Origin of the sequence: Billgrantia gudaonensis, assembly GCF_900100195.1 — a bacterium.
Classification (GTDB): domain Bacteria; phylum Pseudomonadota; class Gammaproteobacteria; order Pseudomonadales; family Halomonadaceae; genus Halomonas; species Halomonas gudaonensis.
Map to the genome: position 1 here is coordinate 38,180 of NZ_FNES01000013.1, position 16,962 is coordinate 55,141.

Here is a 16,962-nt window from a genome sequence, read left to right on the forward strand (position 1 = left end):
CATGAATGCGAATCTTCCCATCAGCCCAGGGCTGATTCTCGCCCTGATCGTCCTCGTCATCGGCATCCTGATCGTCGCCAAGGGCCTGGTGATCGTGCGCCAGTCGGAGGTGATGGTGATCGAGCGTCTGGGCTCCTTCCATCGCGTTCTGGAGAGCGGCATCAACATCATCGTCCCCTTCATCGAGCAGCCACGCGCCATCACCATGATCCGCTACAAGAAGCTGGGCGAAGAGTACCAGCCGCTCACCAGCGAGGACGTTCGCATCGACCGCCGCGAGACGGTGATGGACTTCCCCGGCCAGCCGGTGGTGACCACCGACAACGTCACGGTGACCATCAACGGTGCGCTCTACTACCAGATCATCGATCCCAAGCGCGCCGTCTACGAAGTGGAGAACATGAGCCAGGCGGTGGAGGTGCTGGCCAAGACCACCCTGCGCTCGGTGGTCGGCAAGATGGAGCTCGACAAGCTGTTCGAGTCGCGGGCCGAGGTCAACAACGAGATTCAGGCGGCCATGGAGGAGCCGGCCTCCAAATGGGGCGTGAAGATCTCGCGGGTCGAGGTGCAGGACATCGCCATGCCCGAGGAAGTGGAAACCGCCATGCGCTTGCAGATGGCCGCCGAGCGCAAGCGCCGCGCGACGGTGACCGAGGCCGAGGGCGAGAAGTCCGCGGCCATCGCCAAGGCCCAGGGCCAGCGCGAATCGGCGATCCTCAACGCCGAGGGTGACAAGGAGTCCGCCATCCTGCGTGCCCAGGGCGAGCAGGAATCGATCAAGCTGGTGCTGGGTGCCATCGGCGAGAATGAAGAGAACAAGCGTACCGTGGTGGGCTACCTGCTCGGTCAGAGCTACATCAAGGCGTTGCCGACGATGGCCCAGGATGGCGAGCGGGTATTCGTACCCTACGAATCCTCGGCACTGCTCGGCTCGATGGGCATGTTCCGCGAGCTGGCCGGCTCGCCGGAGGACGCCGTGGCCAACCACCTGCGCGGCAGCGACCGGCAAAGCGGGCTGCGCAGCGGCGTGGTGGGCGGAGCCGCCAGCGGCAGCTGAGCGCCGCGACAAGACTCGACAACGCGGCCGGGCAGCAGGCCACGGTAGTGAAATGGCACTGGGCGCGCCGGTGCATCATCGCGCCTTGTCAGGCAGTGTCTGCATCGAATCGGCGACGCATGATCGTCACTGCCTCGCCGCGATAGTCGCGCTCCTCCACCGCCTGCCAGCCCAGCCGACGATAGAGCGCCTGCTGATCCGGCGTGTAGAGATGGAAAAGCGCGATGCCGCTGTCGCGCGCTTCGGCCTCGACCCGCCGCACCAGCGACGATGCGATGCCCTGGCCGCGCCACTCGGGAAGCACGAATACCGAGGCCAACCAAGGTGACAGATCGGGGCGATCGCGCATATCGTCGGCCACCAGGCTCGCCGTGCCCACCGGTACGCCATCGTGCATGGCGACGAACACCGAAGGCACGCCGCCCGCACCGCACTCGCCACGCAAACGCTCGATGGCGTCGTCGAGGGTCATGCCGGGATTGAGATGCCCCCAGGCGGCATGAGTCCAGCCCGCCAGCGTGGCGACATGCGGCGAACCGGTGCTCAGCCGTTCGATCTTCGTGGCTTCCGTCATCTCGGCGCTCCTCAGGCCTTCCATTGCATGAGAGCCTTACGGTAACCACAAAGGCCCCAGCCCGCCAGCAGACGGACCGGGGCCGCATGGTCATGCCGGGGTCAACTCAGCTGATACGGATACACCGAGCCGATCTTCAGGATTCGGGTCAGTTCGTCCAGCGCGGCGAGGCTCTCGCCGGCGAGCTGCGGGTCGGCGAGGTCCGCAGGTGCCAGGCGGTCGCGGTAGTGGCGTTGCACCCAGGCGACGAGCTCGGCATGCAGGGCTTCGTCGAGCAGCACGCGGCCGGAAAGCGCAGCGCGCTCCTCGGCGGAAAGCACCACGCGCAAACGCAGACAGGCCGGCCCACCGCCGTTGCGCATGCTCTGCTTGACGTCCTTGACCACTACTTCGCCGATGGGGTTGGCCCCCGCCAGCAGGTGATCCTGAAGGGTGCGCCAGACGCGCTCGTTCTCCTGGCACTCGCCGGGCACCACCAGCGTCATGCTGCCATCGGGATTGGAGAGCAGCTGGGAATTGAAGAGATAGGAGCCCACGGCGTCCTCGAGGCTCACCGCCTCGGCGGGCACGCGCAGCGGGATCAGCGGCGTGACCAGCTTGTCGCGCAGCTCGTCGAGCACGGCCTGCTCGTCGAGGAAGGCCATCTCGTGGTAGAGCAGTACCGGGCCGTTGCCCACGCTGATGACGTCGTTGTGGAAGACCCCGGCGTCGATGGCATCCGGATGCTGCTGGGCGAATACCGTCTGCGATTCGCTCAGCCCGTGCTGGCGCGCCACCGCCTGACTGGCTTCGAGCGTCTGGCGAGCCGGGAAACGCTGCGGCGCCGGGCGCTCCTCGGTCCCCCAACCGAAAGCCTGGCGACCATAGACGTAGAGATGCACCCCGGCCTCGCCGTGCTCCCCGGCAAGACGCGTGTGATTGGCCGCGCCCTCGTCGGAGAAAGCCGGCGTGGCGGGCAGTGCCGGATGGTGGGCGAAGTGCGCTGGATCGCTGAAGATCGCCGCCAGCACGCGCCCCGTCGTGCCCGGCTCCAGGAAGCGGTGAAAGCTCGACTGCAGGTTGGCCGGCGTGAAGTGCACGCGGCCGTCCGGGGCGTCGCGGCTCGGCGTCAGCGTGGCGGCGTTGGCCGTCCACATGCTCGAGGCCGAGCACACCGCACGCAGGATCTGCGGCGCCTCGCCGGCGGCGCGCGCCAGCACCCGCTCGTCACTGCCGGCGAAGCCCAAGGCTCGCAAGGTCCCCAGGTCCGGACGCTGCTGGGGCGGCAGTACGCCCTGGAGGTAGCCCGCCTCCATCAGCGCTTTCATCTTGGCCAGCCCCTGAAGTGCCGCCTCCCGTGGATTGGCGACGAAACCGCCGTGGCTCATCGAAGCGACGTTGCCCAGCGCCAGGCCAGCATAGTTGTGAGTAGGGCCGACCAGGCCATCGAAGTTGACCTCGCGATAGTCGCTCTTCACGGTCTCGTTCACAGGCTGACTCCCGGTGGCAATTGGTCGGGCAGCGTCAAACTCTCGCTCTCCATGGAGGCCACCGGATAGGCGCAGTAGTCCGCCGCGTAATAGGCACTGGGGCGGTGGTTTCCGCTCTCGCCCACCCCTCCGAAGGGGGCGTCGCCGGAAGCACCGGTGGTCTGGCGATTCCAGTTGACGATCCCGGCGCGGATGCGCAGCAGGAAGTCGTCCCAGTCGGCACGCCCCCCCCCGATCAGGCCGGCAGAGAGGCCATAGCGGGTGTCGTTGGCCAACCGAATCGCCTCGTCCCAGTCGCGGTAGCGGTGCACCTTGAGCAGCGGACCGAAGTGCTCCTCGTCGGGCACCGCCAGGCCGGTGACGTCGATCAGGCCCGGGGAGAGCAAGCTGGAACCCTCTTCGAGACGCTCCAGGCGCGCCAGCACCGTACCGCCCAGGGCCTCGAGGTCATCCTGAGCGGCGAGCAGGCCATCCGCTGCCGGGCAGCTCACCAGGCCGGCGTAGAAGGGCGCCGGCTCGCTGAACTGCCCGGCCACCCGCAGCCGCGAGATGGCATCCGCCAGGGCGTCGAGCAGGTGATCGCCCACCTGGCCTTCGGGCACGATCAACCGCCGGGCGCAGGTACAGCGCTGCCCGCCGGAGAGAAACGCCGACTGCAGGATGGTCAGCACGGCGGCGTCCTGGTCCGGCACGTCCTTCACTACCAGCGGGTTGTTGCCGCCCAGCTCAAGGGCCAGGATCTTGTCCAGCTGGCCGGCGAACTGGCGGTGGAGAAGCCCTCCCACCTTGGCGCTGCCGGTGAACAGCAAGCCGTCGATGTCCGGATCGGCGGCCAGCGCCTGGCCCACCGGAGCGGAACCCTGAACCAGGTTGATCGCCCCGGCGGGCAACCCCGCTTCCTGCCAGCACTGCAAGGTCAAGTCGGCGGTCAGCGGCGTCTGCTCGCTGGGCTTGAACACCACCGTGTTGCCGGCCAGCAGCGCCGGAACGATATGTCCGTTGGGCAGATGGCCAGGGAAATTGTAGGGACCGAATACCGCCATCACGCCATGCGGACGATGACGCAGCACGGCCCGCGCCTCGCCGGCGTCGCGCTCCCGCTCGCCGGTGCGCTCCTGGTAGGCACGGATGGAGATCGCCACCTTGCCGATCATGGCGCCCACCTCGGTAAGCGCCTCCCACAGCGGCTTGCCGGTCTCATGGGCGATGGCACGAGCCAGGTCGTCACGATGGGCTTCCAGCACCTCACGGAAGCGCTCCACCAGCGCCTGGCGCTCGGCGAAGGAGCGGCGCGCCCAGGCCGGAAAGGCATGTCGGGCTGCCGCCACCGCCGCCCCGACCTCGGCCGCGCCAGCGGCGGCGCCCTGCCACAGCGCCTCCCCGGAGACCGGATCGTGCTTGGTGAAGGTCGCTCCGTCGCCCGACTGCCAGGCGCCGTCGATGAACAGCTGCTGCATGGCCTTCATGGTGTCTCCTCGGTATCCAGGATGCGCAGGGCGTCGCCGGCGTTGACTTCCAGCCGACGCGCCTCCGCTTCGCTCAAGGTAACGACGCCCTCGGCATCGGGGCCGCGGCCCACCCAGGCAGCGCGGAAACGCGCCATGTCGGTGGTGGCCGCCAGCCAGTGCGGTCGCTCGGCCGGCGCCTCGCCGTCGGTGATCGCTACTCGCGCTCGCCGCGAGGCGCGCACTGCCCGCACGTCGTCGACGTAGGCTTCCACGGTGGGACCGCCATCGAAGATGTCGATGTAGCCCTCCCAGCGCAATCCCTCTTTCTTGAGCATGGCCAGCGCCGGGCGAGTCTGCTCGTGTACCCGGCCGATGCAGGCTCGCGCCGCCTCGGAAAGAAAGGGCGTGTAGATGGGAAACTTGGGCATCAGCTCACCGATGAAGCTCTTCTGGCCCAGCCCAGTGAGCCGGTCGGCCTCGTCGAAGTCGAGGGGAAAGAAGTGACTCCCCAGGCACTCCCAGAACGGGCTCTTGCCGCGCTCGTCGAACAGTCCGCGCATCTCGGCAATCACCTTGTCGGGGAAGCGGTCGCGGAATTCGGCCATGAACAGCCAGCGCACCTGGGAAAGCAGCGCACCGTTGCGCTGGTGACATCGCTCGCGGCCGCGGTATTCGGGCCGCAGGAACAGCGAGGCCACCTCGGCGTCGCCGGTGTGGTCGGAGCTCAGGAAGAGGGTATCGATGGTGCGGTGCAAATCGAGCTGCACCGAGGAGTGGGCGAGCGTACCCAGGCGATAGTGGTAGAAGGGCACCTCGCGACCCACCTGGCCCTCGATGGCGCAGCAGCCGGCCAGCGCTCCGGTGTCCTCGTCCTCGAGCACGAAGAAGTAATTGCGCTGGTCCACCGGACGACGCTCGGCGAAGGCGGCTTCGGTGGCAGCGATCTTGTCGGCCAGGAAGTCGCGGTTGTCGGGCAGCGAGGTGAAGCCCACGCCGGTTTCCAGAGCCAGGGCCTGCAGTTCGGCCAGATCACCTTCGGCAATCGGTCGGATGCGCATCACAACTCTCCCTCGTCGTAGCCCGGGTCGAACTCGTCGCTGCTCGGCAGCGCCAGCGGCGCGGCGAGCACCGCGCGCCCCTCTTCCACGCCGAGCACGTCGGCATGTTCCGGCGACAGGATGAGCTGACCGGTGGGTGACAGGGCGTAGCGCGCCACCACGCAGCGGAAATCGCCCAACTGCTGGTTGGCGACCATCGCCGGCTCGGCATCGGGCAGGGCATGAGCCGGACGGATGCGCACCGGATGCCAGGCGGCGCACCGGAAGGTCGCCAACCGCTCGCGCTCGCCCTTGATCACCGGGCCGGCGTCGAAGAGGTCGACGTGCCGCGAACGCAGGAACCCCTCGGCGAGCATCTCCGCCAGCGCCGCTTCGTGGTCGGGATGCTCGCGGCCGATGGCAGCACGGGCCTGGGGCGTGAGCAGTGCCAGGTAAAGCGGAAACTGCGGCATCACCTCGGCGATGAAGCTCTTCGAGCGCACGCCGGCCAGGTAGTTGATCTCATGGTAGTCGCGCACGAAGAAGTGGCGTCCCACGCTGTTCCAGAACGGCGACTCGCCGTCCGCATCCAGATAACCGGGGAACGCCATGGCCAGTATCTCGGCAAAGCGTTCGGGATACTGGGCGATGAACATCAACCGCGCCCGGCGCAGCAGGCTCTCGGCACTGGTGCCCTTGTAGCGGGCATCCAGCGACAGCGCACACAGCAGGCTCGCTTCGGACACCTCGTGGGAGAGCGCCAGGGTCTGAACCTCGCGGCGCACGTTGAGCTGCTGAGACGCGTGGATCAGCGTCTCCTGGCGGTAGGTGTAGTAGGCTTCCCGGGCGCCGGCCTGGGCGCGTACCGTGGCGGTGCCCACGACCTCGCCACGCTCGCGGTCCTCGAGCACGAAGGTGTAGTGCTCGTCGCCGGGAAAGTCGACCTCACCGGCGAATGCCTGGCGCGAGCGGGCAATGCGCTCCTCCAGGCGATCGCGGTGTGCCGGCAGGTTGGTGAGCCGTGGCGTGGCGCTGCCCGCCAATCGTTCCAGGGCCGGCAGGTCGGCCGGCTGCACGGGGCGTACCACCAGCATGGCAGGGTCTCCGCTCGTCATGGGCGCGTGCATCATGGCGCGGCGTGCCCTCACTGCCCGGCCACCAGCCGTGCCACGGCGCGCTCCAGACGCACCATGCCCTCGTCGATGTCGGCCTCGGGAATCACCAGCGAAGGCGCCAAGCGCAGCACGTTGGGCCCGGCGATCAGCGCCATCACCCCCTCCTCGATGGCCAGTGGCAGGATGTCCTTGGCCCGACCCTCGAAGGCAGGTGCCATCTCCGCGCCGATCAACAGCCCCATGCCGCGAATCTCGCGGAATACGCCGTGCTTGGCATTGATCGCCTCCAGGTGCTCGCGGAACCGCTCATGGCGACGCTTGACCCCCTCCAGCACCTCGGGGGTGTCGATGTGCTCGACGGCAGCCAGCGCCACCGCGGAAGCCAGCGCATTGCCGCCGTAGGTGGACCCGTGGGTTCCAAAGCCGAAAGCCGGCGCCACGCGGTCGGTGGTGAGCATGGCCCCCACCGGGAAGCCGCCGCCCAGCGCCTTGGCGCTGGTGAGGATGTCGGGGGTCACCCCGTACTGCTCATGGGCGAACAGCGTGCCGGTGCGCCCCACGCCGGTCTGCACCTCGTCGAAGATCAGCAGGGCGTCGTGGGCGTCGCACAGCGCCCGCAGGCCGTGGAGGAACTCCGGCGTGGCCGGCACGATGCCACCCTCGCCCTGCATGGGCTCCACCACCACCGCACAGGTATCGTCGTCGATCAGGTCGCGCACGCTGTCCAGGTCGTTGAACTCGCCATGGACGATGCCGCCGGGCACCGGTCCGAAACCCTGGGCGTACTTGGGCTGACCGCCGACGCTGACGGTGAACAGGGTGCGGCCGTGGAACGATTGCGAAAAGGAAACGATACGGTGCTTGTGCTCGCTGACGTTGTCGTGGGCCCAGCGCCGCGCCAGCTTGAGGGCTGCCTCGTTGGCTTCGCCGCCGGAACTGCACAGATACACCTTGTCGGCGAAGGTCCGCTCGACCAGACTCCTGGCCAGCGCCAGCGCCGGCTCGTTGGTGTAGACGTTGGAGAGGTGCCACAGCTTGTTCGCCTGAGCGGTGAGCGCCTCGACCAGCACCGGGTGGCAGTGACCCAGCGAGTTGACCGCGATGCCCCCGGCGAAGTCGACGTACTCGCGTCCTTCCTGATCCCACAGGCGGCTGCCCTCGCCGCGCACCGGTATGGCCTGCTGGGGCGCATAGTTGGGCACCATGTAGCGGTCGAAATCGGCGCGGGTCGGGGTCTGGCTCATGTCGGTCTCCACTCCATCGGGCAGAATTCAGGGTCGAAACTCGAGTATAGGGAGCTTCCGCCCCGCAGGCTTTCAGCAATGGGACGACGACTTGTAGAAAAGGCTATCGACGCGCTCCGTGTGTGCCAATCAAGGAATCGGCTACGCTGAGAGGTCGCCACCAGGAGAGTTCGCATGTTCAACACCACGGCCTGGAACCGCCTGCGCTACAGTCTCTACGCCCCCGTCTACGATGGCGTGGCCGAGCGCGTCTTCCGTCGCGCTCGCCAGCGCTCACTGGAAGCGGTCGATTTCACGCCCGGCTGCCGAGTCCTGCTGGTGGGCGCCGGCACGGGGCTCGATCTGCCGTTGCTGCCTCGAGAGATGGAAGTCCACGCCACTGACCTCTCGCCCGCCATGGTGCGACGCCTGGCGCGCCGTGCCGACCGGCTGACCAGGGACGTGCAGTGCCACGTCATGGATGCCGAGGCGCTCGACTACCCGCCGGCACACTTCGACGTGGTGGTGATGCACCTGATCCTGGCGGTGATGCCGAACCCCGAGCGAGGGCTCGCCGAGGCCCACCGGGTGTTGCGCAATGGCGGCCAACTGTGCGTGATGGACAAGTTCCAGCCCGACGACCGCCCTGCCGCCTGGCCGCGGCGGGCGCTCAACGCCCTCACTTCGGCCATCGCCACCGACATCACCCGCCAGGCGCGACCGCTGCTGGAGAATGCCGGCTTCGTCATCGAACACGACCGGCCCGTGCTCGCCGGCTCGCTGTTCCGCGCCCTGCTCGCCCGCAAGCACATCGCTCTAGAACGCGACTGATCGGCCAGCTCACTGCACCGCGAGCCGACGCCGCCATGCCCGGGGCGAACCCGCCTCGAGTCGCTTCCAGGCGCGGCGCAGTTGGCGGTCGTCGCCCAGCCCGACCTCCTCGGCAATGCGCGCCAGGCTCCAGGGCGTCTCCTCCATCAACTGGCGCGCCAGCTGCAGGCGCAGCCGCGTCAGGTAATCGCCGGGCGACATGCCCGCCACGACGGCGAAGCGACGACGCAGATGGCGTTCGCTCAGCGCCGTGAGCTCGGCCATCTCCGCCAGAGTCCAGCGCTCCTTGAGCCCGGCACAGAGTGCATCCTGCAAGCGATGGATACGCTCATCGACGTGATTGCGCCCCGCGAGCCAGCCGGCCAGCTGAGGCTCGTGTCCGCTGCGCCGCAGGTAGAGCACCATCTCCCGGGCCACGGATAACGCCAGGCGATGCCCAAGCCGCCGGGTCAGCCAGTGCAGCATGGTGTCGATGCCGGTGGAGATACCAGCGCTGGTCAGGCAGGGCCCGTCCTCGATGAAGATGCAGTCACCCTGCACCCTAGCCTCGGGCGCCAGCCCCTGGAGCCGCTCCAACAGGGTGTGGTGGGTGGTGCAACGCCGTCCATTCAGCAGCCCCGCCTCGGCCATCAGCAGCGACCCCGAGCAGATCCCCATCAGGGTCGAGGCCTGTCCAGCCTGGCGACGCAGCCAATCGACACAGCCCGGCTGCAGTTCGGGGTCGATGCCGCGGCGGTACTGGCCGGGTACCAGCAGCAGATCCAGCGGTTTGAGCGCCTGCGGCAGCGGCTCGATGCCGCCGAGGGTCAGCGGCCCCAGCCAGTCCAGCGACGCGCGGGGGCCGAAGTAGCGGATCGCGATGCCGTCATCTTGCTGCTGGGCGGCATGCAACACCTGCAGCGGCCCGACCAAGTCCAGCGGCACCTGGCCGGGGAGCATCAGCACCCCGACCGTCAGTCCCGCGCCCTCAGGCGACGGCACCGCACCACTCCTCTCTCAGGGTCGCCACGTCGGCGATGCGTGCGAAGCGCCCCTCCAGCACCAGCTCGGTCCGCGCGCGGATCTCCTCGGCGCTCCAGGTGCGACCGTGGCGCGTCATGGGGAAGGTCAGGGTCGCCTCGGCGACGAAATCCACCGCGAAGCCCAGATCGGACGCGACCCGCGCGGTAGTCTCGCAGCACTGCTCGGTGCGGATGCCGCTGATCGCGAGCCGCTGAATGCCGCGCTCGCGCAGCCAGACTTCGAGACCGGTGTCGGTGAAGGCGTTGTGGGCGCGCTTGTGGAAGGTCGCCGCGGCGGCATCCTCGAAGCCGTCGAGCGGACGGATCAGGCCACGCTCGGGATCGAAGGGCGTACCGCTGCCCGGTGCCTCGTGGAAGATGCGCACTATCGGAAGACCGGCTTCACGGGCGAGGTCCAGCAGTTCGCGCTGGCGCTCGCGCCAGGGGGCGGCCAGGGCCTCGTCCCAGTAATCACGAACGGGAAAGGAAGCCTGGACATCGATCAGCAGCAGGGCGGTAGTCATGGGGCGAGTTTCTCATGGGACATGGAGCCCTCACCATAGCGCCGGACGATACGACACGGACGACCGTCACCGGACGGTGAGCGGACATTTCCGGCCATCATCGATCCGCCGTCGGGAAGCCCTCAGCCCAGCCGCTCTTCCCGAGGCGTGACCCCGAAATGGTTGCGATAGGCGGTGGAAAAGTGGGCCGGCGAGGAGAAGCCGGTTTTCATGGCGATCTCTCCGGCCGGCCAATCGGTGTCATGCAGCAGGCGGCGCGCCTCCTGCAAGCGCAGATCGAGATAGTAGCGGCCCGGCACCGCCTGCAGGTGCCGCTTGAACAGCCGCTCCAATTGGCGGCGCGAAATGCCCAGGTGCTCGGCCAGCTCGTGGGTGGTCAACGGCTCCTCGATGTTGGCTTCCATCAGCTGCACGGCATCGTGCAGCGCCGGCGGTGCGTTGCCCAGCCGTGAGCGCAAGGGGCCCGGCGCCGGCTCATCGGCCATGCGGATGCGCTCGAGCACGAAGTGCTGGGAAACGCGCTCGGCCAGCGCGCTGCCGTGGTGGGCGGCGATCAGCGTCATCATCATGTCCATGGCCGCCGTGCCACCGCCGCAGGTGAGGCGGTCGCGGTCGATCTCGAACAGCTGCCGGGACAGGCGCACCCGCGGGAAATCGCGCGCCACCTCCGCGAAGCACTGCCAAGGCAGCGTAGCCCGATAGCCATCCATCACCCCGGCGCGGACCAGCAGCTCCCCGCCACCGCTCACCCCGACCAGCGTCACCCCGTGCGCGGCCAGGTGCCGCAGGCAACCCAGCACTGCCGCCCAGCGCCCCGCAGGCAGTGGCGCAGGCGCACAGAGAATGAGCAGATCGAGCGTCTCGGGCAGCGATTCGAGCGGGCCGTCCACGGCCACGCTGAGGGAGGCCTGGCTGGGCACCTCGTCACCGCAAACGCTGAACGCATCGACCCGATAGAGCGGCTGCCCAGCCAACTGGTTGGCCACCATCAGCGGCTCGACCGCGCCCGCTTGCGCCAGCAGGGAAAACCCCGGCAGTACCAGGGTGCCGACCCGGCGGGTCGGCGTGACAACATCGGTGGAGGGAATTTCGGGCATTCGGCACGGCGCCTGGCACAACGAGCCTGTGATGTTACTCGATCGTGCCGACGCCGCCGAGTGGCTCAGGCGGCATGCCGGCCGACCCGTGCTTCAAGGCCAGACCAGCGTGAACAGCAGGATGGCTCCGGCGAGCAGGGCTGCGATCAGCAGTATCCAGTGCAACCCCTGAGGCGACTGGCGCGCCTCGGGCTGACCCTCGTCCGGCTCGGGATGCTCGAAATCCTCCGGCTGACGCACTTCCTTGAGGTGCTGAAGCTCCTCTTCGGGAGTCTTGCTTTCACGGGTGTCCATTGCCTACCTCCGTTGCCTGCTTCCCCCGGCGACGGAAGGCTTGCTCTCCGGGGTCATACCGTGACGACATCGAAGTCGATCCGTGGGTTCACGTCGGCGTCGTAATCGACGTCGTCCCGCTCGAATCCGAACAGCTTCAGAAAGTCGTGCTTGTACCCAGCATAGTCGGTAATCTCGAAGAGATTCTCGGTGGTCACCCGAGGCCACAGGTCCTTGCACGCCTGCTGCACGTCATCGCGCAGCTCCCAGTCGTCGAGACGCAGGCGACCGGCGTCGTCGGTGGTGAACTCGCCGGCATAGAGGCGTTCGCCGAACAAACGGTTGAGCTGGTCGATGGGCTCCTCGTGCAGTCCCTTCTCCTTCATCACCTTGTAGACCATGGAGATGTAGAGCGGCATCACCGGGATGGCGGCGCTGGCCTGGGTCACCACCGACTTGAGCACCGCCACGTTGGCACCGCCGCCGCTGGCCGCCAGCTTGGCGTCGATTTCGCCGGCAGCGCGGTCGAGGTCCTCCTTGGCCTTGCCCAGGGCACCGTGCCAGTAGATCGGCCAGGTGATCTCGGTGCCGATGTAGCTGAAAGCGACGCTGCGCGCCCCAGGTGCCAGCACGCCGGCGCGGTCCAGCGCCTCGATCCACAGCTCCCAGTCCTCGCCGCCCATCACCGCGATGGTGTCCTCGATCTCCTGCTCGGTGGCAGGCTCCACCTCGGCCTCGGTGACGACGTCCTTGTTGGTATCGATGGCGGTGGCGCGGTAGGGCTCGCCGATGGGCTTGAGCGCCGAGCGCTTGAGCTCGCCGGAATCCGGCAGCTTGCGCACCGGGGAGGCCAGCGAATAGACCACCAGGTCCACCTGCCCGAGGTCCTCGCGAATCAGTTCGATGGCCTTCTCGCGCACCTCGTGAGAGAAGGCATCGCCGTTGATCGACTTGCTGTAGCGCCCCGCTTGCTTGGCGAACTTGTCGAAGGCAGCGCTGTTGTACCAGCCGGCCGTGCCCGGCTTCTTCTCGCTGCCCGGCTTCTCGAAGAACACCCCCAGGGTATCGGCATCGTAGCCGAAGGCCGCCGTGATGCGTGCGGCCAGACCGTAGCCGCTCGATGCGCCGATCACCAGCACCTTCTTCGGCCCCTGCGACGCGTCGATACCGCGCTGGCGAGTCGCCTCGATCTGTTCGAGAACGTTTTTCTCGCAGCCGACTGGGTGGGTGGTGGTGCAGATGAAACCGCGAACCTTGGGTTTGATGATCACGTCATACCTCTACTATCAATGACCGGGAGTTCGTGCTTCGCCCGGGCGGATGAGCTGTCGCACCCTGGCCGAGCCAGGGTCGTCGTCGCGAACCGTGGCGACATTCTAGCGGCCGAGCCCGCCGCTGTCCGCCCTTGAGCGCATGGCCCGGCTGGGGCACGATGCCGGTCTCGAGCATAATGCAGGCAGGAGGGAAGGATGGATGCGCAGACGCTGGTCGATGAACGCGGTGACCTGTGGCTGGCGCTGGCACCGCTGTGGCTGGACCGCGAGCCGAGCGAACGCGACTATCGGCACATGGTGGAGGTGATACAGAGCCACGACCTGACCCTCGAAGAGCTGGAGTGGATCTTCCGTCTCGAGCTGGCTCCGGTCCTGTCACGCCATCAGCTTTCCGTGGCTGGTGCCTGGCAACGTTTCGACGACTATCAGCTGATGAAGCAACTGGTGGCCCACAATCTGCGACTCAAGGGCTGGCGCCGCCGCGGCTGGGCGCTGTTCTCGGGGCTCACCACGCTGATGACGCGCCACCGCTGGACCGAGCTGATCGAGCGCGTGGCAATCGCCCGCGGCCAACTCCCTCGCTGACGCTGCTCTCACGCCTCGTCCAGCGCCCTCTCGAGTTCGCGCTCGAGTTCGGGACCGGATGCGTTGGGCGCGAAGCGCCGGATCACCCGCCCGTCTCGGCCCACCAGAAACTTGGTGAAGTTCCATTTGATCCAGGTGGTGCCCAGTACGCCCGGCGCCTGACGCTTGAGATCCACGAACAGCGGATGCGTCCCCGGGCCATTGACCTTGACCTTCTGCATCAGCGGAAAGGTCACCCCATACTCACGACCGCCCAACGCACAGAAGTCCAGTGCCGACTCCGGCGACTGGCGGGCGAACTGATTGCAGGGAAAGCCGAGCACGGTGAATCCCCGTTCGCGATGGCGACGGTAGAGACGCTCCAGTTCGCGCAGCTGCGGCGTGAAACCACAGCGGCTGGCCACGTTGACGATCAGCAGCACCTGGCCCTGAAGGGCCAGAAGATTGAAGGGCTCACCGCTGTGGGTACGACAATCGTGCTCGTATATGGCCATGAGTCATCTGCCTTGCTGTCATGTTCCACGATGCCATGTCAATCGTGCCGACACCACCCTGACGACGAGCCGTTGACCGCCGCCGCAGGTCTGGCCATGCTGCGAGTCAGCCGCCGCCGCCGGAGTTCCCCTCATGACCGACCGGGCACCACGCACCCAACTCGATACCCACCGGGTCACCAATCAGCCGGCACCCTCTGCCGATTGCGACTACCTCGCCGATGATCCGGCCCTGGGCGATGCCCTGGCCCGCGAGGCGCCAGCATGGGTGATGGAGCGCCTTGCCCCGCTGGGGCGTGCCGTGGGCAGCGATCACGTCCAGAGCCTGGGCGAGGCCGCCAACGCCCATCCGCCGACCCTACGCCTGTTCGACCGCCACGGCCGGCGCCTCGACGAGGTGGCCTACCACCCCGCCTACCATGAACTGATGGCGCTAGCCATCGACGCCGGCTGGCACGCCATCGCCTGGCAAGAGGAAGGCCGCGGCGGACACCAGGCCCACGTGGCCGCCCTCTACCTGATGACCCAGGCGGAGCCGGGCTTCTGCTGCCCGGTGACCATGACGCACGCCGCCATGCCGGCACTACGCCATGCGCCGGCCGTGGCGGCCGAATGGGGGCCAGGACTGACGGCCAATGCCTATGATCCTCGCGTCCTTCCTCCCGCGGACAAACGCGGCCTGACCTGCGGCATGGCCATGACCGAGAAGCAGGGCGGCAGCGACGTGCGCAGCAACACCACGCGTGCCGAACGCAACGGTGACACCTGGCGCCTCACCGGCCACAAGTGGTTCTGCAGCGCCCCCATGTCCGACGCTTTCCTGACCCTCGCTCAGACCGATGACGGCCTTGGCTGCTTTCTGGTACCACGCTTCACCCCGGATGGCCAGCGCAATGCCATCGAGCTGCAGCGCCTGAAGGACAAGTGCGGCAACCGGGCCAACGCCTCGGCGGAAATCGAATATCGCAGCGCCTGGGCTCATCCGGTCGGCGACCCAGGGCGCGGCGTGGCGACCATTCTCGACATGGTCCAGCAGACCCGCCTCGATGCCGCCACGGCACCGGTGGGCATGATGCGCCAGGCGCTGCGCGAGGCCTGGTTGCACGTCCGCGAACGCCACGCCTTCGGCCGAGCGCTCGCCGAGCAGCCGCTGATGCGCACGGTGATCGCCGACCTGACGCTGGAAGTGGAAGCCGGTGTCGCACTGGCCCTGCGTACCGCCCGCGCCTTCGATGGTGCCGCCCGCGGAGACGCCCACGAAGCGGCCCTGGCACGCCTGCTGCCGTCGCTGGCCAAGTACTGGCACAACAAGCGCAGTCCCGCCTTCCAGGCCGAGGCCATGGAATGCCTGGGCGGCATCGGTTACGTGGAAGAGTCCCCACTGGCGCGGCTATATCGTGAGGCGCCAGTGAACTCGATCTGGGAAGGGTCGGGCAACGTGATCTGCCTGGACGTACTGCGCGTGCTGACCCGACACCCTGAGGCCTTCGCCGCCCTGCAGGCCGAACTGGTCGCTGCCCGCGGCCTGGAGCCCGACTTCGACCGCACGCTGGCAGCCCTGGAGCGGGAATTGGCTCTCCCGATCGAATCCCTCGAACCACGCAGCCGCTGGCTGACCCAGCGGCTGGCACAGTGTCTGCAGGCCGCCCTGCTGCTGCAACACGCCCCGCCCGAGATCGGCGAAACGTTCTGCCGCACGCGTCTGGGAGCCGAAGGTAGCGCCGCCTACGGCGTCATGCCCACCGGCTCCCCGCTGGCAGCGATCCTCTCGCGCACCGAGGCCTGAGCCCGGGCCAGCATCGGGATGGCTTCGGCGGCCACCGGTCGCGACAGTCCGAAGCCCTGCACGTGGGTGCAGCCGAAGCGCTCGAGGGCCGACAGGCTCTCGGCTTCTTCGAGCCCTTCGGCCACCACCCGCAGCCCCAGGCGACGCCCCAGCAGCGCCACCGCCTCGACGATGGCGGCGTCCTGCGGATCGACATGCAGGTGGCGTACGAAGCTGCGGTCCACCTTGAGCTCGCTGATCGGCAGCATCTGCAGCCGCGACAGCGATGAAAAGCCCACACCGAAGTCGTCCACCGAGATCTCCAGCCCGTTGAGGTGCAAGCGCGCGGCAATTTCGGAACCCAGCAGTTCGTCGTCCATGGCCGCCGTCTCGGTGATCTCGAACACCAGCAACGGCGGCTCGCCTGGGCCCCGGTGCTGCGTCAACGCCAGCAGGTCGGGCGACATGAGATCATCCGCGGTCACGTTCACCGACACCGAAAGGGACAGACCCTGGCATCGCCAGCGCTGGGCATCGGCCAGCGCCTGCTCCAGCACGAAGGCCGTCAGCCGCCGGCTCTGCCCGGTACTGAGCAATGGCAGGAAATTGGCCGGGCCGATCAAGCCGATCTCCGGATGGGCCCAGCGCACCAGCGCCTCGACGCCGCTCAGCCGCCCACTGGCCAGCGCGAACTGCGGCTGGTAGTGCACGGTCAGTTCACGGCGCGCCAACGCTCTTTCCAGTTCCTCGCCAGTGAAGAAAGGCCGGTTGCGTGGCACGCCGGGCGGCTGGCTCCCCAGCCGCAACCCGGCCAGCCGTTCGCGCAGTTCGCCCAGCCGCATGGGCTTGTCCAGCGAGCCGAGCATCTGCAGCCCGAGGGTCTGGCCCACGCGCTCGGCAATCCGCGAGATCTTCGGCTCGACGCCCCCCAGCAACAGCACCCAGCCGCGATACTCCCGTTCGGCGAGCAGTCGCAGCATGGCGATGCCATCGGGATCGGCGACACCCAGCCCCATCACCACCAACTGCGGCTGGCTGGAGACCACCTCATCGAGCATGGTAGCGGCACGGCGGTGATAGCGGCTCTGCATGCCCAGCACATGCAGCTGGTGCGAGAGGATTGCCGCGGCATCCGGGTCTTCTTCCAGCACAACGGCGAGTGCACGTGCCTCGCTGGCAAAGTCATCCATCGTCA

The 16,962-nt window shown here is 67.8% G+C and carries 17 protein-coding genes; 4 read left to right on the forward strand and 13 right to left on the reverse strand.

Annotated elements, in window-relative coordinates; translation table 11 throughout:
* Position 1: 1 nt before the first annotated feature.
* Positions 2–1,057, forward strand: a complete 1,056-nt coding sequence (locus tag BLP96_RS14505; protein WP_089687392.1) for an SPFH domain-containing protein — start codon at positions 2–4, stop codon at positions 1,055–1,057.
* Positions 1,058–1,145: 88 nt separating this feature from the next.
* On the opposite strand, the gene BLP96_RS14510 is transcribed toward BLP96_RS14505, so the two are convergent.
* The 6 genes from BLP96_RS14510 to BLP96_RS14535 all read right to left on the reverse strand — a co-directional run bounded on the left by BLP96_RS14510 (position 1,146) and on the right by BLP96_RS14535 (position 7,944).
* Complete coding sequence (locus tag BLP96_RS14510) at positions 1,146–1,631, reverse strand: GNAT family N-acetyltransferase (RefSeq protein ID WP_089687394.1); 486 nt, start codon at positions 1,629–1,631, stop codon at positions 1,146–1,148.
* Between the two features lie 101 nt (positions 1,632–1,732).
* Positions 1,733–3,100 (reverse strand): N-succinylarginine dihydrolase, encoded by a 1,368-nt coding sequence (gene astB, locus BLP96_RS14515; protein WP_245682272.1) that lies wholly within the window; start codon positions 3,098–3,100, stop codon positions 1,733–1,735.
* Complete coding sequence (astD, locus tag BLP96_RS14520; protein WP_089687396.1) at positions 3,097–4,566, reverse strand: succinylglutamate-semialdehyde dehydrogenase; 1,470 nt, start codon at positions 4,564–4,566, stop codon at positions 3,097–3,099. The genes astB and astD overlap by 4 nt, the downstream gene beginning before the upstream one ends.
* Positions 4,563–5,606 (reverse strand): arginine N-succinyltransferase, encoded by a 1,044-nt coding sequence (astA, locus tag BLP96_RS14525; protein ID WP_089687398.1) that lies wholly within the window; start codon positions 5,604–5,606, stop codon positions 4,563–4,565. Before astA ends, astD begins: the two co-directional genes overlap by 4 nt.
* On the reverse strand, positions 5,606–6,679 hold the full coding sequence (locus tag BLP96_RS14530) for an arginine N-succinyltransferase (protein ID WP_089687400.1): 1,074 nt from the start codon (positions 6,677–6,679) through the stop codon (positions 5,606–5,608). The genes astA and BLP96_RS14530 overlap by 1 nt, the downstream gene beginning before the upstream one ends.
* Positions 6,680–6,729: 50 nt before the next feature.
* Positions 6,730–7,944 carry an aspartate aminotransferase family protein gene (locus BLP96_RS14535; protein WP_089687403.1) on the reverse strand — a complete coding sequence of 405 codons (1,215 nt, stop codon included), beginning with the start codon at positions 7,942–7,944 and terminating at the stop codon, positions 6,730–6,732.
* 174 nt (positions 7,945–8,118) lie between these two features.
* On the opposite strand from BLP96_RS14535, the gene BLP96_RS14540 reads away from it, so the two are divergent.
* A complete protein-coding gene (locus BLP96_RS14540; RefSeq protein WP_089687405.1) occupies positions 8,119–8,754 on the forward strand; it encodes a class I SAM-dependent methyltransferase in 636 nt (211 codons plus the stop codon).
* A gap of 9 nt (positions 8,755–8,763) precedes the next feature.
* Here BLP96_RS14540 and BLP96_RS14545 read toward each other — a convergent pair whose 3' ends face one another.
* The 5 genes from BLP96_RS14545 to fabV all read right to left on the reverse strand — a co-directional run bounded on the left by BLP96_RS14545 (position 8,764) and on the right by fabV (position 12,920).
* On the reverse strand, positions 8,764–9,735 hold the full coding sequence (locus BLP96_RS14545) for a GlxA family transcriptional regulator (protein ID WP_245682273.1): 972 nt from the start codon (positions 9,733–9,735) through the stop codon (positions 8,764–8,766).
* Entirely contained in the window at positions 9,722–10,279 is a 558-nt protein-coding gene (locus tag BLP96_RS14550; RefSeq protein ID WP_089687407.1) for an isochorismatase family protein, read from the reverse strand. Before BLP96_RS14550 ends, BLP96_RS14545 begins: the two co-directional genes overlap by 14 nt.
* Positions 10,280–10,401: 122 nt before the next feature.
* Positions 10,402–11,376, reverse strand: coding sequence for a GlxA family transcriptional regulator (locus BLP96_RS14555; RefSeq protein WP_176761533.1), 975 nt, complete (start codon positions 11,374–11,376; stop codon positions 10,402–10,404).
* A gap of 93 nt (positions 11,377–11,469) precedes the next feature.
* Positions 11,470–11,670, reverse strand: a complete 201-nt coding sequence (locus BLP96_RS14560; RefSeq protein WP_089687409.1) for a hypothetical protein — start codon at positions 11,668–11,670, stop codon at positions 11,470–11,472.
* 53 nt (positions 11,671–11,723) lie between these two features.
* A complete protein-coding gene (gene fabV / locus BLP96_RS14565; RefSeq protein WP_089687411.1) occupies positions 11,724–12,920 on the reverse strand; it encodes an enoyl-ACP reductase FabV in 1,197 nt (398 codons plus the stop codon).
* 198 nt (positions 12,921–13,118) lie between these two features.
* Between fabV and BLP96_RS14570 the strand changes: the two genes are divergently transcribed.
* Positions 13,119–13,508, forward strand: a complete 390-nt coding sequence (locus tag BLP96_RS14570) for a DUF7079 family protein (protein ID WP_089687413.1) — start codon at positions 13,119–13,121, stop codon at positions 13,506–13,508.
* Between the two features lie 8 nt (positions 13,509–13,516).
* Here the strand turns inward: BLP96_RS14570 and BLP96_RS14575 are convergent, their stop codons facing one another.
* Positions 13,517–14,002 (reverse strand): glutathione peroxidase, encoded by a 486-nt coding sequence (locus BLP96_RS14575; RefSeq protein ID WP_089687415.1) that lies wholly within the window; start codon positions 14,000–14,002, stop codon positions 13,517–13,519.
* Positions 14,003–14,135: 133 nt separating this feature from the next.
* On the opposite strand from BLP96_RS14575, the gene BLP96_RS14580 reads away from it, so the two are divergent.
* Positions 14,136–15,788: an isovaleryl-CoA dehydrogenase gene (locus tag BLP96_RS14580; RefSeq protein ID WP_089687417.1), complete on the forward strand. Its 1,653-nt coding sequence runs from the start codon at positions 14,136–14,138 to the stop codon at positions 15,786–15,788.
* Here the strand turns inward: BLP96_RS14580 and BLP96_RS14585 are convergent.
* Entirely contained in the window at positions 15,728–16,957 is a 1,230-nt protein-coding gene (locus BLP96_RS14585) for an EAL domain-containing response regulator (RefSeq protein ID WP_089687419.1), read from the reverse strand. The genes BLP96_RS14580 and BLP96_RS14585 overlap by 61 nt on opposite strands.
* Positions 16,958–16,962: the final 5 nt, after the last annotated feature.

Bases quoted from the DNA above. Each gene is read 5' to 3' on its own strand.
- BLP96_RS14505 (WP_089687392.1), top strand. From the start codon at position 2: ATGAATGCGAATCTTCCCATCAGCCCAGGGCTGATTCTCGCCCTGATC.
- BLP96_RS14510 (WP_089687394.1), bottom strand. From the start codon at position 1,631: ATGACGGAAGCCACGAAGATCGAACGGCTGAGCACCGGTTCGCCGCAT.
- astD (WP_089687396.1), bottom strand. From the start codon at position 4,566: ATGAAGGCCATGCAGCAGCTGTTCATCGACGGCGCCTGGCAGTCGGGC.
- astA (WP_089687398.1), bottom strand. From the start codon at position 5,606: ATGCGCATCCGACCGATTGCCGAAGGTGATCTGGCCGAACTGCAGGCC.
- BLP96_RS14530 (WP_089687400.1), bottom strand. From the start codon at position 6,679: ATGCTGGTGGTACGCCCCGTGCAGCCGGCCGACCTGCCGGCCCTGGAA.
- BLP96_RS14535 (WP_089687403.1), bottom strand. From the start codon at position 7,944: ATGAGCCAGACCCCGACCCGCGCCGATTTCGACCGCTACATGGTGCCC.
- BLP96_RS14540 (WP_089687405.1), top strand. From the start codon at position 8,119: ATGTTCAACACCACGGCCTGGAACCGCCTGCGCTACAGTCTCTACGCC.
- BLP96_RS14550 (WP_089687407.1), bottom strand. From the start codon at position 10,279: ATGACTACCGCCCTGCTGCTGATCGATGTCCAGGCTTCCTTTCCCGTT.
- BLP96_RS14555 (WP_176761533.1), bottom strand. From the start codon at position 11,376: ATGCCCGAAATTCCCTCCACCGATGTTGTCACGCCGACCCGCCGGGTC.
- BLP96_RS14560 (WP_089687409.1), bottom strand. From the start codon at position 11,670: ATGGACACCCGTGAAAGCAAGACTCCCGAAGAGGAGCTTCAGCACCTC.
- BLP96_RS14570 (WP_089687413.1), top strand. From the start codon at position 13,119: ATGGATGCGCAGACGCTGGTCGATGAACGCGGTGACCTGTGGCTGGCG.
- BLP96_RS14575 (WP_089687415.1), bottom strand. From the start codon at position 14,002: ATGGCCATATACGAGCACGATTGTCGTACCCACAGCGGTGAGCCCTTC.
- BLP96_RS14580 (WP_089687417.1), top strand. From the start codon at position 14,136: ATGACCGACCGGGCACCACGCACCCAACTCGATACCCACCGGGTCACC.
- BLP96_RS14585 (WP_089687419.1), bottom strand. From the start codon at position 16,957: ATGGATGACTTTGCCAGCGAGGCACGTGCACTCGCCGTTGTGCTGGAA.